We start from the raw sequence: 15,782 nt of genomic DNA, 5'->3' as shown, positions 1-15,782 counted from the left end.
TCGAGTCTCCTGTCTCACGTCTCACTCTCATGTCTGACATCCAATCAAAATGGGTCCAATAGGTATTTTCGATTCCGGGTATGGGGGATTGACGGTTTTTCGCGAAATCGTAAAAAAGTTGCCCCAATACGATTATATTTATTTAGGCGACAATGCCCGTGTACCCTATGGTACGCGATCGTTCGAAACGGTGTATGCCTACACGAAAGAATGCGTGGAGCAATTATTTGACATGGGTTGCCGATTGGTTATTTTAGCCTGCAATACGGCGTCCGCCAAAGCCCTGCGTACCATTCAGCAGCACGACCTGCCCCATTACCCCGATTTGCACAAGGTGCTGGGTGTGATACGCCCAACCACCGAAGTCATCGGCGATTATACCCACTCCAGGCAGGTGGGCATCTTAGCCACGCCGGGCACGGTGAAGTCTGCCTCCTATCCGATTGAAATCCAGAAGTTTTTTCCCGATATCGAGGTGCACCAACATGCGTGTCCCCTTTGGGTACCACTGGTCGAAAGCGGCGAATGGGACACTCCCGGAGCGGCGTATTTCGTAGAGCGGGATATCCACCGGTTGCTGGAGCAATCCCCGAAAATTGATGTGATCGTATTGGCCTGTACACATTATCCGTTGCTATTGCCGTTGATCAGGCGTTTCACACCCGCGCACATCCAGCTACTTGCCCAAGGAGAATTAGTGGCCAACAGCCTCGCCGATTACCTCCATCGCCACCCCGAAGTGGAGAAGCTATGTACCAAAGGAAGCGAAAAACGGTTTTTCACCACCGATGATGCATCGGATTTCGAAACAAAAGCGAAAACTTTTTATGGCCGCCCCATTGAAGCAGCCGAGTTGAAGATACCGGGCTAGTTTACGGCTTATCCGTTACAATGGTTACCTCTACCCGGCGATTCTGCTGGCGGCCCTCCGCGGTATTGTTGGGCGCGATCGGTTTGGTCAGCCCGAGTCCGTGCGTCGTGATCCGGCTTTCATCGATCCCCTTTTCCACCGCGTATTTTTTTACCGCTTCAGCCCTTTTTTCGGACAGCCACTGATTGTACTCTTCCGTACCCGTCGCATCGGTATGCCCGTCTACAATGAGGGACGCACCGGGGTAATCGGCCAGCAGGTTGACCAGCTTGTCGATCTCCGTTTTAGCCCGGTCGGTCAAGTACGAGGAATTCAGCGGAAACAACACGTCCGAATCAAACGTCACCGTGATGCCGCGGTCGGTGATCTCGGCATCCTCAAAATCCCGTTGCACATGTTGCAGACCGTCCTTCGTGCCGTCGATGGATACCTGTGCACCGGGATTGACGGCCATTTTCTTATTCTTGCAGGAAAAAAGAACGCCTGAAAAAACCACGATAAGCAAAAAGAGAATATGCTGTTTCATATACATGCTAAGGATAAAATCAAATGGCGTAAAAATAAAAAAACTATTCCATGGTGAAGTGATTTTCGATCACCTTTTTTATCGCCGGGTGGTTGGAAAACAATTCCCAGATCAATCCACTGCGCCCGTTTTCGATCATCACCACCACTGCGGCCTGATTCAATGCATCATACTCGTCTGCCGATGCATTATCATCGATGGCAATCCGGCGGCGGAATCCATATTCCGTAAACAGCGCCTCCCCATATTGATGGTAAAACGCGCGCATGGACTGGAGCGCATCGTCAGGTATATAGGCATAGCTTGCACAAGCAATGGCCGGATTAATCATGCGGGATGAGTCCGACGCCGTCTCGATGCCCCAGATATCACGCGAAAAACTGCCATAGCGGGTTTCGTTATCCCGTCGTTGGTACACCTTAGTGAGGTTGATGTTGTTGTCAAAATAATTGGCAAACGTATCTTGTTTCCCTCGGGGATCGAACGCCAGAAAAGGCGTGTAGGCCTCCAGCAATGAGGTGTCCACGGATCCGACAACAACCGGCAGGCCGTACAGCGTCGTATCCCGTGTATAGGGAAGCGTCCGATAGCGCGGGGTGAGGGATTTACCCTCTTGGAGCTTCACCGAAAATGCGGCATTATCTGCCAGTTCCATGGCATGGGTCGTATCAACCAATTCCCGGGGTGTCCCTAGCCCATCGATGTATGCATCGGCCGGCAATGCGTGTTGAGGCGAAGCCAGCGCAAGCACATAACAAATGAAGTCCACCCCAAAACCACCCAAAGGACGGGCGTTCCCGAAACCGGCCGCGGGCGACCAGCGATCCAGCAAAATAGACTCCTGGCCCTCAATAACGAATCGGCTCCAAGCAACATCGTTCCACAGCAGGTCTATTTTTTCGATCAGCGATTTTGCTTCACTGCTGTCTGCCTGAAAATATTGCCGGGCAGTAAGCAATCCCTGCATCAAAAATGCCGTTGCCCGCAAATCAGCCTCCGGCACGGTATCAACCAGATAGACACCCTTTCCGGTGCGTCCATCCAGGAGGGCAGGGAATGCGCCCTGAAAACGCTCAGCTTTTGCCAAAAAATCCACGATACGTGCCAATCGGCTGATCGCCGCTGAACGCGAGATGAAACCGCGCTCGGCGCCCACCACATGAGACAGGATGCTCAAGCCTGTTTCCTTTACCGAAACCGTGGCATTGTCTGTACCTAAGCGCACCGCATGCATGCCGCTGTTCACTTCCGCCCGCTCCACAAAGTAGTTAAAATGCGCCGCCTGGATGAAATCCAAGAAGGCGTCGTCATCGGCCGTCTGCGTCTTCGCGTCAATGACATCTGAAAAAGGCGACTCCAGGTAATCGTAATCTACCCACGCCACTTTATACTGGTACGTCCTGTTCGAATACGGGACAACATCCGTGCACTTCTGTATAAAAACAGGCCGGATAGCCACCGGCTCAAAATGCTCATTGTCTTCCGATCGATAGATCTTGATATACCGAATGCTCGGCGTCAGCGGCAATTGCCAGGTCAATTCGACATGGCGGTCATACGCCTTTGCGGCGGACAATACCGCAGGCGACGACAATTTAGCGCGCGGGGGATTGGCCGGTAGAAATTCGATCTGGTCAATATACAGGCGATGTATTCCACCGCCCGCACCATTTTGGGATAGCTGTACACCGCTTATGGGTTTCTCCAGATTAAGGCGCTGGATATCTTGCAAAGGAATGCGCACGTTAATCCACATATTCGGCTGAAAATCAGCTATGTATTTTGATATATCAATCGGGGTGGTCAGGGTATCCTGTTGAGATACCGCCAGTTTGGGCAACGCCTCCCGGGGGGTATTCGACGCCACAAATAGTTTAAACGTCAGCACATCGCCAGCCTTGGGATGGTACCGATTCAAGGTATCGGGATAGTGGATTTGAGCAGACCAATTTCCGTTTCCTTCAGACGCGTATTTCAACGACAAGGCATTGCCCGGTGTGAAGAATAAGGAATCGGATACCGGCAGCTTGCCCCGCACGTTTTCCACCCAACTTGCGCCTTCATACTGCACCTGACTATAGGTATAATTGCCCGACAACAGGCTGTTTTCAAATAACACCTCCGGATAGGTCTCCGCAGCGGCCTGCGAAATCGCGAAGATAAACAACAAAACAGATAAGGTAATTGCTCTAACCATAAGCTAATCGATGGTGTTAATATTGTTGACCGGGCAAGTTCACGCAAAAACCAAGCCATCTATCCCCCACCAATCACCAATCACCCGCCACCAATCACCAACCACCGGCCGCCCATTACCAACCACTGCCCTTTAAATAGTCAATACAATTCCCTAACTTAGCACCCTGATTTCGCAACATCGCTTTTATGGAGACAACATTTGATTTTGAGAAACCAATTGCCGACCTGCAAATGCAGGTTGAAAAAGTGCGTCAAGTAGCGGAGAAGACGAAAGTGGACATGAGCGCTACGTTGACGGAATTGCAGGATAAGTTGGAGAAAACCAAACACGAGATATACGGCAATATGACCGGATGGCAGAAAGTACAGATGTCTCGCCATCCCGATAGGCCGCAAACGCTTGATTATATTGGCCTCATCTGCGAGCAGTTCATCGAGCTGCATGGCGACAGAACCGTAAAGGACGACAAAGCGATCGTAGGCGGATTTGCAAACATCGACGGCCAATCGCTGATGATCATCGGCCACCAAAAAGGCAAAAATACCAAAGAAAGGCAATTTCGCAACTTCGGCATGGCCAATCCGGAAGGTTATCGCAAGGCCCTGCGCTTAATGAAACTGGCTGAAAAGTTCAATAAGCCCGTCGTTACCTTGATTGATACCATGGGGGCCTACCCCGGAATTGAAGCGGAAGAACGGGGGCAAGGCGAAGCCATCGCCCGCAACTTAATGGAAATGTCGGTATTGAAAGTGCCGATCATCTGCATCATTATCGGCGAAGGCGCCTCCGGCGGGGCTTTAGGTATCGGCGTGGGCGATCAGGTTTACATGCTGGAGCACACCTGGTATTCGGTCATTTCGCCCGAATCCTGTTCGTCCATTTTATGGCGCAGCTGGGATTACAAAGAAAGGGCCGCGGAAGTACTAAAATTGACCGCCGACGACATGTTGAAAAACCGCCTTATCGATGGCATCATCCCCGAACCATTAGGAGGCGCTCACCACAACCCACAGCTCGTTGCCGAAACGATAAAACAACAGCTGCTGGCCGATTTAGCGGTGCTGCAAAGCAAGTCAACCGCGCAACTCATTGCCGATCGCATCGCGAAATTCAGCAGCATGGGCGTGGTAGTCGAATAATGCCCCCCTGTCTTTTTAGTCAATCGCACGGTCCAAATGCACGTATCCGCCATCTACGTGTATCAACTGTCCGGTCGTGTGGCTGGACCGTTCCGATAGCAGAAACACCGCCATATCGGCAATTTCAGCCGTGGTGGTCATCCGGTTGCCCAAGGGGATCCGCTCATTGATCTTGCGCAACGTGTCTTCGGGATTGGGCAATGTATTGATCCACGTTTCGTACAGGGGTGTATAGCATTCCGCTACAATCACGGCATTTACACGGATACCATATTTCAGCAGTTCCACCGCCCATTCACGCGTCAAGGCGTTGCGTCCGCCGTTGGATGCCGCATAACCCGAGGTACCCCCTTGTCCGGTTTCCGCTGTTTTCGAGCCGATATTCACAATGGATCCCTTACTGGCTTTCAATGCGGGCAAGGCATGATGCGCCATCAGGTAATAGTGGATCAGTGTTTTATGGAGACTGTCAACAAATTGCTGGTAATTGCCGCGCTCCAGTCCCACGCTGTCATTTACACCGGCATTATTCACCAACCCATCAATCCGTCCGAATGTAGCCAGTGTTTCCCCGACAGCCCGCTCACAGTCATCCGGACGGGTCAGCTCGGCGGCAACACAAAACGCCTGCCCGCCCGCCGACTCCACCTCCCGCTGCACCCGTTCATTGTCGACCTGCCGGCGTCCCACGATCACCGGTATGGCCCCTTCAGCAGCCAGCGCCAACACGATGCCCCGACCGATTCCCTTGGCCCCGCCGGTCACCACGATGACCTTGTCTTTGAGGTTTAACTCCATGCCATCAACCTTCGTATGCTTTTACCACCTGGCGGGACGTACCCAACCCATCGGCACCCAGCTCCACCACATCACCCGGCTGGAGGTATACCGGCGGCACGAGGCCCAGTCCCACGCCCGCTGGCGTACCGGTGGAGATCACATCGCCCGGCAGCAGCGTCATGAACTGGCTGACATAGCTGATGATGAACGGCACATCGAAAATCAGGTCCCGCGTACTCCCATCCTGATACATCTTGCCATTCACCTTGAGCCATAGCCGCACGTTGTTGATGTCCGCGATTTCATCCCGCGTGGCCACAAACGGACCCATCGGCGCAAACGTATCGCAGCCTTTGCCCTTATCCCATGTGCCACCGCGTTCCAGCTGGAATGCCCGTTCGGACACGTCGTTATGCAGCACATACCCCGCCACATAATCAAAGGCCTCCGATTCCGCCACATAAGACGCCCGTTTGCCGATGACAATACCAAACTCCACCTCCCAATCCGTTTTCGTGGAGTTTTTAGGAATGACAATATCGTCATACGGTCCGCTTAATGACGTGGTAGACTTCATGAACAGGATGGGTTCTTCCGGTATCTTAGCGCCCGTCTCTGCAGCATGGTCGCGGTAATTGAGGCCGATGCAGAGGATTTTCGAGGGACGGGCAATCGGGCTTCCCAATCGCGTACCCTCGGGTAGGGCAATTAATTTGCCCGCATTCGCCTTCACAAACTCGTCCAAGCGGACAAGTCCGTTATTTGCGAAAAACTCCTCATTATAATCGCCCCCCAATGCGGAAACATCATAATTGACACCTTCAATTTGTACCCCTACTTTCTCCCGGCCAGGGTTGCCATATCGGATTAGTTTCATGTCTAATGTCTATTATCTAGTGTCTCTTGTCTAACGTCTCTTGTCTAGTGTCTATTATCTAGTGTCTCTTGTCTAACGTCTCTTGTCTAGTGTCTAGTGTCTCTTGTCTAACGTCTATCAATTATTCAACTTAACAAATCCCCCATCTATCGGATAGTCATTTCCGGTGATAAAGCCCGCATCATCCGAACTGAGGTACAACGCCAGCGCCGCGATTTCCTCGGGTCGGGCCATGCGACCGATGGGCTGGCTTTTCGAAAGCGTTTCAAACATTTGGTCTTCTTTACCGGGATAATTTTTAGCGATGAAACCATCCACAAAGGGGGTGTGCACCCGCGCCGGCGAAATGCTGTTGCACCGGATGCCGTGGTGCAGGTAATCGCGCGCGATGGACAACGTCATCGCATGGATGGCCCCTTTGCTGGCGGAGTACACAAACCGGTCCGTGATCCCGACCAACGCCGCGATGGACGCCATGTTGACAATCATTCCGCCGCCCTGTTGCTTCATCACCGGCACCACCCCATGCAACACGTTGTAGGCACCTTTTACATTCACCCGCATGATCCGGTCAAAATCTTCTTCATTCGTATTTTCCACATTGCCCACATGGGCGATACCCGCATTATTTACCAGGATATCGATCGCACCGATATGACTGATTGCCGCCAGTACCTCCGCTTGCTGGCTTACATCGCAGGCATGTACATCTACCGATCCCCCAGCGGCTTGGATCTCGTCAACCACTGCGGCAGCAGCAGCCGCATTCAATTCGAGGATGTGTACAAACGCACCCTCTTTCGCGAAAAGCAGACTGATGGCCCGACCGATACCGCTTCCGCCTCCTGTGATCAGCGCTACTTTTCCAGCTAATTTTCTATCCGACATTTTAAAAATATGCTAAATCCAATATCAATCTAAAATTCAAAATCTAATATCTAGCATCACAAAGACACTCCCCTGCGCCACGGGATGAAATCATCCTGTCCCAACTGCACCGCTTTGGGCTGCTCCTCACCGCTGGCCACCTTGATCACATAGTCCAATATCCGGTGTGCGGCTTGCTGGATGGTTTCCGTTCCTTCGATGATGGTGCCGCAATTGATGTCGATGATATCCGGCATGCGTTCAAAAAGTTTCGTATTGGTAGACAACTTGATCACCGGCGCAATCGGATTGCCGGTAGGCGTGCCCAGTCCGGTCGTAAACAGCACGACATTGGCCCCAGCCCCTACCTCAGCCGTGGTACTTTCCACATCGTTTCCCGGTGTACACAGCAGGTTCAGTCCGGGGCTGTTGGCTATGCCCGGGTAATCCACCACCGCCATTACCGGTGATGTCCCTCCTTTTTTGGCCGCCCCGGCCGACTTGATGGCATCGGTAATCAGGCCATCCCGTATATTTCCGGGCGATGGATTGGCATAAAATCCCGAGCCATCGGCCTCGGCCTTCGCGTTATAGGTCTTCATCAGTTCCATAAATCGCAGGGCGGTAGGCTCGTCCGCACATCGGTCACTCAACTCCTGTTCCACACCGCATAACTCCGGAAATTCCGATAAAATCACCGACCCGCCCGCGGTCACCAGCATATCAGACACGTACCCCAATGCCGGATTGGCCGAGATACCCGAAAAACCATCGGAACCGCCACACTCCAAGCCGATACAAAGCTTGCTTAGCGGCGCGGGCTGACGCCGTTGCTGGTTGGCTTGCATCAAGCCGACAAACGTATGCTTCAGTGCCTGCTGGATCAGGTTGGTCTCCGTACCCAATAATTGTTGCTCAAAGATATACAGTGGCCGATCAAACTGCGGATCGCGCTTCGCGATTTCCTCCCGCAAGATCGAAGCTTGTGCATGCTGGCATCCCAAGCTCAACACGGTGGCCCCGGCGACGTTGGGATGCGTGATGTATCCGGCCAGCAATCCGCATAAGGCATCCGAATCGATGCGCGTGCCCCCGCACCCCATCTCATGGTTGAGAAATTTGACACCATCGACATGCTCAAAGAGGCGTTGCGTGCTTTCCAGGTCCGCACCGGCCGTGATATCGGCATTCAGGATCTCTTCCACCGCAGTGCCCGACCGATAAAGCTGGATCAATTGACCTACCTCAGGTTCATAGTCGCGTGTGCGCTTGCCGTATCCCAGTTGTTCTTCCAGCGCTTGTTTCATCACCAGTATGTTGCGGTTTTCGCAAAAGACCAAGGGAATGACCAGCCAGTAATTGGCCGTGCCGACGGTGCCGTTGGATCGGTGATAGCCCATGAACGTGCGTCCTTCAAACGCCGAGATGTCGGGCCGGTGCCAATTCAGCCTGCGCTCACCCAACTCAAACGGACTCGCAGCATGATGGATGTTCTGCGTAGTGATCGTTTCCCCGGATGGCAACGCCACGTTCGTTTTCCCGACCAGCACCCCGTACATGCGTACATCATCGCCCGCATTCAGCGGATCAATGGTAAACTTATGCTTGGCTTTCACGCCGCTCAACAAGCGGAACTCCCGGCCCCCAAAACGAACCTCCATACCGGGCGGCAGGTCCTGCAATGCCACCAACACATTATCGTCGGGGTGTATCTGCAAAAAAAGTTGCCTATTTTCCATCTGTTCTATCAATAACGCTAAAGTTCGAAAATTTGACCCATAACTACCCACTTTTCGCCCATTTTAGTGCCCGGAATCGGTTGCTGGTAAGTCCCCACCAATGCTTCCCATTCCTGAACACGCGGATCCGCCGCGTCGGCAGCAGCCTTCCGTTCAAAGGAAAAATCATCAACCGTCTCCATCACCATCAACAGCCGGTTCGCAAACCGGTAGATATCCATCCGGGTGACACCGGCATCCAAGATAGATTGCCTGATCTCCGGAGGTACATTCCTATGCAACCGCTCGTATTCGGCAATCAGCTGCTCATCGTCCTTTAAGTCCAGCGCCAATGTGTATCGCTTAGCCATATGGTCTATCCGCTTGGTCGGCATTTAAAAAGTTATGCAAATTAAAAAAAGAAAGCAAACAAAAGCTACCCCTAGATTAACGATATATTCAATTATATTAGCATGTTTTTCTTATCATTGCAACATGCTGTGTTTATTTAATTGATTACCAATGAGACCGCAGTTACTGAAAGTAAGCACCGGACCCGCCCATTCGTTCAGTGCGCGCCGCGATACTGTGCCATACGCCAATAACCGCTGGCATTACCACCGGGAAATCGAACTTATCCATTTTCAAAAGGGTCAGGGCACGCAATTCATTGGCGACAGCATCCGCAATTTCCATGCGGGCGATGTCGTGCTCGTGGGGTCTAACCTGCCCCACTATTGGAGCTTTGATAGCAGCTATATAGACGGGCACCAGCAGGAAGCGGCGGACGTCCGCGTGGTCCATTTCAACGAGGACTTTTGGGGATCGGCGTTCGTCGATCTGCCTGAAAACACCAGCATCAAACAACTGCTCAACAGCGCTAAACATGGCATTGCCGTATATGGAGCGGTTCGCTCGCACGTACAAAAGCTACTGGAGGAATTGCTTCAAGCCGAAGGCGCCAAGCGCATTATACTGCTGATCGAGGCGCTCACGGCAATCGCCCATACGAAAGAAATTCAATTACTGTCTTCCGTCAATTTCACTCCGCATTTCCAACATCATGAAAAGGATCGGATCAATAACACCTATGATTTTGCGCTGCGGCACTTCAAACGAAAAATCATGCTCGATGAAGTAGCCGAAGTGGCTGGCATGAGCAGCAATGCCTTTTGTCGTTATTTCAGGTCGCGCACGGGCAAAACCTTTTCGCAGTTTCTTATTGAGCTGCGGGTGGGCCACGCGTGCAAGCTACTCATCGAAAACAACATGAATGTCAAACAGATCTGCTACGAAAGCGGGTTCCATAATTTCGCCGGATTCCACAAATACTTCAAGCTGCTAACCGGAAAAAGTCCGCTGAATTACCGAAAGGCTTATTTGAAGTGACTGTGGCTAAACCCCAAGGCCACAGGAGCCAATGCGGGAAGGCTATGAAGCCGGAGGTACTAAACTTCCAGCACCAGCTTCCCAATAAAATCACCCGACTCCATCAATTGATGCGCTTTCGCAGCTTCCGCTAACGGAAAAACCCGGTGGACTACCGGCTTAAATTTCCCGGCCGCGATCAGCGGCCATACCTGCGTTTCCACGGCCTCCCGCAAGGCGCCCTTAAAAGCGGCATCCCTGCTCCGCAGCGTACTGCCAGTCAGCGTGATCCGACGCTGCATCAGTGCCGTGATGTTCACCTGCGCCAGCCGTCCGCCGACGGCATTGATAAACACCAACCTGCCCTCATCGGCCAACAAGGAGAGATGCCTTTCAAAATACGGCGCACCGATGCTATCCAGAATGACGTCGATGCGTTTCCCCGCCAACCGTTCGGCAAAATCATCTTCCTGATAGTTGATGCAGGTCTCCGCACCCAATTGCTCGCAGAAGGTACATTTTTCGGGCGATCCCGCCGTGGCATACACCTGCGCACCGAAACCGGTGGCTAACTGGATTGCAGTCGTCCCGATTCCGCCACTCCCTCCATGCACCAGCAAGGTTTCCCCCCGCTGCAACCTCCCCCGCTGGAACACATTATGCCAGACGGTAAACACCGTTTCGGGAAGACAAGCCGCCTCCAAGAAATCAAGGCCATCGGGTACGGGTAGGCAGTGCGACGCGTTCACCGCCGCATATTCGGCATACCCTCCCCCCGGCACCAAGGCGCATACCTTATCTCCCGGTTTCCACCGCGACACCTGATCTCCACAGGCGTCCACTACCCCAGCCACCTCCAATCCCGGAATGTCCTGCACCACGCCCGCAGGGGCCGGATAGTTGCCCGTGCGTTGGAACACATCCGGACGGTTTATCCCGGCGGCATGCACCTTGATGAGCACCTCATCCACACCCGGCTCCGGTCGAGGGCGCTGCCGGAGCTTCAGGCCCTCGGCATCGCCATATTCGGTGATGACTACCGCCTGCATCATCATTTGTTCGGGTATTTTTGCAAGCGGATATTCAACGACAGCATGAAATACCGGGCCAACCGGTTGTTACGCATGTCCAGCACATCCGTGCCCATCACTTCACGGGTCACCCCCGTATTCTGGTTGAACAAGTCAAACCCCTGCAACCGGAGTAGGGCCATGTTATTGGCGAGAAAAGTACACTCAACATAGGCATTGAGCAAGGTGGGGTTTGCGTTGACGAAACTGCTGTACCCCGTATTAAGCCGGTGTGACAGATCAAACCCAAAGGCCCAGTTGTCCGAAAAATACCCTTTGCCCGCCAAGCCGAACAACACCGAATTGGCGTTATTGATCACGTTGTCGTCGCTCAGGGTATATCGGGTACGGTTAAAGGTGTAGCTACTGTTGAATTCGGTTTCAACCATATCCTCCAGCGTGTATCGCATCTGAACCGCCTGCGAATAGATAAAGTTCCGTCCGAAATTCTTTTTATCGTCTACATAGGAAATATTATTGACGTAGTCTGTTGTACCGTTCAGATTCAGCTGCAGGTCATTGTGAAACATCGGCGTACTGAACATGTAATAACCCCTTGCATCAAAATAGCCAGGCGAGTTCCGGAAACTGGTTTCCTGTACCGTACTGGTGGGATTCGACCGGTTGGTCACGATTTTATTCTGCACCTGGTTCAGCGCGAGTTGCGCTTCGAAAAACTGGTTCCTTCCCATCTTGGTCTGGCGGAAGCGTGTCGTGATCCGGTTGATGAACTCCGCTTTCAGCTCCCCGTTGCCGATGATGATATTTTGAGAGTTGGTCAGGTCACGTATCGGTTGTATCTGCGAAAAATTGGGCTGGTTGTTGGTACCCAAATATTCCACGGACAATTCGCTTTCGTCATTGATGCGCAACCGGAAACCCGCGCTGGGAATCAGGTTGACATTCCGGTGTTGGGTAATGCTATCGACACCTAACGTCTGCCCTTGAAGCAACAAGGGTTGCACGGCAAACCCCAGCGTATACCGGAATCGCTTACTTTGTTCCATTTGATAGATCAGCCCCATGCGGTTGCTTTCAAAAAAATAGGTGTAATCCAGGCTCAGCGAGTCGACAGGCAGCGCCCGGCTGCTGTCCCATACGCTACGGCGACTGTCAATGGCGGTGTAATTATATTCATAGCTGACTTCCAATATGCTGCTTTTGTCGATCGGCTCCACATAGGCGGCTTTCACCCGGCCTACCCGGTTTTGGTTGTCGCTTTCCACCAATTGCGAAAAGGAATAGGCGCCATCCTGTATGGGTAGTCCCGTATTGGCGTTTATGTTTTCAAACGAATCGCTGATATCTTCCAGCTTATCCCGGCTCAGGAACTTGCCCTGCATGTTGACCACAAACTTGCGCCCGGGCTTATCGAACGCCCTTGAATACAACACATCCATATCAAAATTAGGAGAGGACATCTTCTCGCCAGCTTGGTAGACACGCTCGCTGATCATTTGCCGATACCGGCTATTTTTAATCGTGTCGTTGCTCTCGTGGTCGCCATCGACTGTACTATATGAAAGACTCGGACTTATTTTGAGGTAGTTCCGTGGGTTCAGCTGCGCTTCGATGTCCCACGCCATCAAGTGGTTGATATTATCTGTTTCCACCACTTTTTCTTCCTGTTTAACAATGTTATATCCGTCGAAAACACTCTCCAGCACCGAATTCCCCACCGTTCTGTTCCTCCGATTGGTGAAGGTATACTTTCCGTAAACGCTGACTTTCTCCGAAACATCATCCGAATAGCTAACACCGGCAGAATTAGTGGTATTCACCCCATCCACCGGATCCGTCATACCGGTCAGGTCCACATTGCCGCGTTCCCTGATCCCCCCTCCGGTCGGCGCCCCATAGCTAAACAGGCTCGTGTTCGTGTTGTTGAAAGACCCCAGCATAGAAAACTCCTGTCCATCGTTATAGTTATTGATACCCATGCTTCCGATATAACGCCCAACCGTACCCCCACCGCCGGTAACCTGACCAAAAAGCACCTTCTTTTTATCCTCTTTCAGCACGATATTGAGGATCTTTTCCGGTTCCGAATCTTTTATGCCTGTGCTATTCGCCATGTCGCCATAATAATCGATCACCTGTATGGACTGGATAAATTCAGCGGGCAGATTGCGGGTGGCCGTGAGTACTTCGCCACCAAAAAAATTCTTGCTATCCACTTGTACCCGACTGATCTGCTTGCCATGGGCGATCACCGTGCCATCCCGCCGCACCTGCACGTTTGGAAGCAGTTTGAGTGCTTCCTCCAATAGCGAGTTTGGCCGTACCTGATAAGCATCCATGTTATATTGTATCGTATCTTCCTTCATGACGATGGGTTGCACGCGGTTGATCAGGATCTCTTTGAGCAGCGTCTGCTGGGGCGGGAGTATCGTGGGCAGCAGTTGCATCGTCACACCCGGGAAGGTAGCCGGATATGAGCGCTCTAAAATTTTATGCCCGATCATGCTGAATGTCAGCCGGAATTCGGGACCGATAATATTTGAAAAATGGTATGCGCCCTTGTTATTGGTGACCGATAACAGCGTGTCCAGTATGGAGGTGAGGCGGACATTCACCCCTACCAGCGGTGTTCCTGCCGTATCGATTACAACGCCACTTACTTCTTTTCGTTGGTTTTGGGCAAAAGCCTGCAACGAAACAAAAAGAAACACAAAAACGAGGAGCCTATGTATAGCTATCGATGGCAACTTTTCGTCAGAATATGATGAATCGGTTTGGAATGTTTTCTAATTTAATATCTGTATCTGAATCCGCTCCTTATTATTAATAACGAAAGATAGTACTTAATCTGTATGTGTGCAAAAAAAATCGGGTTGCCCCTTTAAAAAAGACAACCCGATGATACCAATGGCTTGATGCCAAGTTCCTATCCGTCGTAGCTAACCTTGGAAATATGCTTGTCAATTTCCCAACGCCCTGTACCTTCCTCACCGATCACATCAAACATCTCCAGGATGCGACGCGCCACATACTCCTCCTCGATCTGCTCTTGCAGAAACCACTGGATGAATTGGAATGTGACAAAATCTTTCAGCTTGATGCATTTGTCAGCCATGTTATTGAACTGCTGCGTGACATACATCTCCTGCTCAAGCGTTTGCTCAAACACACTGCGGAACGACTCAAAATCCGCCGGGATATTCACGATTTCAGGAGAGATGGCCTTGCCGCCCCGATCGTTGACGTAGTTGAAAAGCTTCATCATATGCTTCCGCTCTTCTTCCGATTGCTTCGCAAAAAAATCGGCGCTGAAGTCATACCCCTGATCATCACACCAGGATGACATGGCCAAGTAAATGGATGAAGAATGCGCTTCCACCTTGATTTGGGCATTCAATATGTTCTCGATCTCTTCGTTCAAAGAAGTTTTCAATCGCAATAAATCTTTCATAATTTCAACAATTTAATGTTAATGACAGGAGCATATCGTTCGCCTGTTCCATGATGCAAAAATACACAAAGAAAATGGCAAAACGCTCGAAATAAAAGCAATACAAATTCAGTCTAAATTATAAGGACGGAGGGTAATGATTAATCGTTGGTGACCGGTGACCGGTGGTTGGTGTTCAGGCATTCCCTGACCACGCTGTTGAGCTCGATCATAAACTTGGCGCCGTTCAGCAATTCTCGCAGATTCAATACCGCATTGATATCCAACACGAAACAACGGGGGCTGCGAAAGGGCATTACGATGGTAAAATCCGCTGTCCGCGATGGGTCGATGATCATAGCGGAAACGTCTATGGTATCAATCTTCTTCTTAAAGCTAAAGAAATCCCGCAGCTTAAACGCCGTGGTATCTCCGGCAAATTCCAACCAATAGCAGTTTTGCCTGCTGCATTGATATACAGCACCCTGCTCTGTTTTATAAACTTCTTCAAAATTCGCTAAAGGACAGATCATTTATCTTACCACGTATGAATCGTCGGCTAAGATACATATTATTTATAATCAGTCCAACTAAAATAGTTGAAATGCTGAGGCTTCTTTGTCGCTCGCCGCGACGAGGGTGTTGGCCTCTATGCCGGCCGGGCATGTTACTTTCTTCCGCAGAAAGTAACCAAAGACTCCCCGCTGTACCCAGCTGCTACGGTTGGTAGTGCATCCCACTGCATGCCGCAGCTGGCTAAGGCGGGATTTTGAGGTATACGGAGGGTTCCTGCCACCCGTCATGGGGGATTCGGGCGGATTCAGGCGGTTGCAGACGAAGCCTAGGAGACGGAAGCGAAGCGAGCCGGATCCAGCTGAGGAGCAATCGCCTAATCCATCCCAACCCTCACAGATAATTCAGGCGGTTGCAGAGACAACCTAGGAATTGGGAGCAACGCGAACCGATTCCAGTTGT

The 15,782-nt window shown here is 51.5% G+C and carries 14 protein-coding genes; 3 read left to right on the top strand and 11 right to left on the bottom strand.

Translation table 11 applies throughout. The features are described 5' to 3' along the window. Positions 1 to 49: 49 nt before the first annotated feature. Complete coding sequence (gene murI / locus ACMGDE_RS07800) at positions 50 to 871, top strand: glutamate racemase (RefSeq protein ID WP_436832214.1); 822 nt, start codon at positions 50 to 52, stop codon at positions 869 to 871. A 1-nt stretch (position 872) separates the two neighbouring features. Here murI and ACMGDE_RS07795 read toward each other — a convergent pair whose 3' ends face one another. Both ACMGDE_RS07795 and ACMGDE_RS07790 read right to left on the bottom strand, forming a co-directional pair. After that, positions 873 to 1,397, bottom strand: a complete 525-nt coding sequence (locus ACMGDE_RS07795) for an OmpA family protein (RefSeq protein ID WP_436832213.1) — start codon at positions 1,395 to 1,397, stop codon at positions 873 to 875. A 43-nt stretch (positions 1,398 to 1,440) separates the two neighbouring features. Further along, complete coding sequence (locus ACMGDE_RS07790; protein WP_436832212.1) at positions 1,441 to 3,594, bottom strand: glucoamylase family protein; 2,154 nt, start codon at positions 3,592 to 3,594, stop codon at positions 1,441 to 1,443. Between the two features lie 188 nt (positions 3,595 to 3,782). Between ACMGDE_RS07790 and ACMGDE_RS07785 the strand changes: the two genes are divergently transcribed. Continuing rightward, entirely contained in the window at positions 3,783 to 4,736 is a 954-nt protein-coding gene (locus tag ACMGDE_RS07785; protein WP_436832211.1) for an acetyl-CoA carboxylase carboxyltransferase subunit alpha, read from the top strand. A gap of 15 nt (positions 4,737 to 4,751) precedes the next feature. Here ACMGDE_RS07785 and ACMGDE_RS07780 read toward each other — a convergent pair whose 3' ends face one another. The 5 genes from ACMGDE_RS07780 to ACMGDE_RS07760 form a co-directional block, all read right to left on the bottom strand. Then, the gene (locus tag ACMGDE_RS07780) at positions 4,752 to 5,534 is read right to left on the bottom strand and encodes an L-fucose dehydrogenase (protein ID WP_436832210.1); all 783 of its coding nucleotides are present in this window, start codon (positions 5,532 to 5,534) and stop codon (positions 4,752 to 4,754) included. A gap of 4 nt (positions 5,535 to 5,538) precedes the next feature. Continuing rightward, positions 5,539 to 6,393, bottom strand: a complete 855-nt coding sequence (locus ACMGDE_RS07775) for a fumarylacetoacetate hydrolase family protein (protein ID WP_436832209.1) — start codon at positions 6,391 to 6,393, stop codon at positions 5,539 to 5,541. A 117-nt stretch (positions 6,394 to 6,510) separates the two neighbouring features. Then, the gene (locus ACMGDE_RS07770) at positions 6,511 to 7,281 is read right to left on the bottom strand and encodes an SDR family NAD(P)-dependent oxidoreductase (protein WP_436832208.1); all 771 of its coding nucleotides are present in this window, start codon (positions 7,279 to 7,281) and stop codon (positions 6,511 to 6,513) included. A 56-nt stretch (positions 7,282 to 7,337) separates the two neighbouring features. Then, positions 7,338 to 8,999 carry a UxaA family hydrolase gene (locus ACMGDE_RS07765; RefSeq protein ID WP_436832207.1) on the bottom strand — a complete coding sequence of 554 codons (1,662 nt, stop codon included), beginning with the start codon at positions 8,997 to 8,999 and terminating at the stop codon, positions 7,338 to 7,340. Between the two features lie 17 nt (positions 9,000 to 9,016). Then, the gene (locus ACMGDE_RS07760) at positions 9,017 to 9,349 is read right to left on the bottom strand and encodes an L-rhamnose mutarotase (protein WP_436832206.1); all 333 of its coding nucleotides are present in this window, start codon (positions 9,347 to 9,349) and stop codon (positions 9,017 to 9,019) included. A 151-nt stretch (positions 9,350 to 9,500) separates the two neighbouring features. Here ACMGDE_RS07760 and ACMGDE_RS07755 point away from each other — a divergent pair, with 151 nt between their 5' ends. Further along, entirely contained in the window at positions 9,501 to 10,367 is an 867-nt protein-coding gene (locus tag ACMGDE_RS07755) for an AraC family transcriptional regulator (RefSeq protein WP_436832205.1), read from the top strand. A 59-nt stretch (positions 10,368 to 10,426) separates the two neighbouring features. Here the strand turns inward: ACMGDE_RS07755 and ACMGDE_RS07750 are convergent, their stop codons facing one another. The 4 genes from ACMGDE_RS07750 to ACMGDE_RS07735 form a co-directional block, all read right to left on the bottom strand. Next, on the bottom strand, positions 10,427 to 11,401 hold the full coding sequence (locus tag ACMGDE_RS07750; protein WP_436832204.1) for an NAD(P)H-quinone oxidoreductase: 975 nt from the start codon (positions 11,399 to 11,401) through the stop codon (positions 10,427 to 10,429). Next, positions 11,398 to 14,088, bottom strand: coding sequence for an outer membrane beta-barrel protein (locus tag ACMGDE_RS07745; RefSeq protein ID WP_436832203.1), 2,691 nt, complete (start codon positions 14,086 to 14,088; stop codon positions 11,398 to 11,400). Before ACMGDE_RS07745 ends, ACMGDE_RS07750 begins: the two co-directional genes overlap by 4 nt. Before the next feature lie 215 nt (positions 14,089 to 14,303). Further along, positions 14,304 to 14,828, bottom strand: coding sequence for a ferritin (locus ACMGDE_RS07740; protein WP_436832202.1), 525 nt, complete (start codon positions 14,826 to 14,828; stop codon positions 14,304 to 14,306). 140 nt (positions 14,829 to 14,968) lie between these two features. Then, entirely contained in the window at positions 14,969 to 15,340 is a 372-nt protein-coding gene (locus tag ACMGDE_RS07735; protein ID WP_436832201.1) for a hypothetical protein, read from the bottom strand. Between the last annotated feature and the right edge of the window lie 442 nt (positions 15,341 to 15,782).

This window comes from Parapedobacter brassicae, assembly GCF_051400755.1.
GTDB lineage: Bacteria > Bacteroidota > Bacteroidia > Sphingobacteriales > Sphingobacteriaceae > Parapedobacter.
The sequence above is the reverse complement of the archived record's forward strand: the minus strand, read 5'-3'. Positions and strand labels throughout refer to the sequence as shown.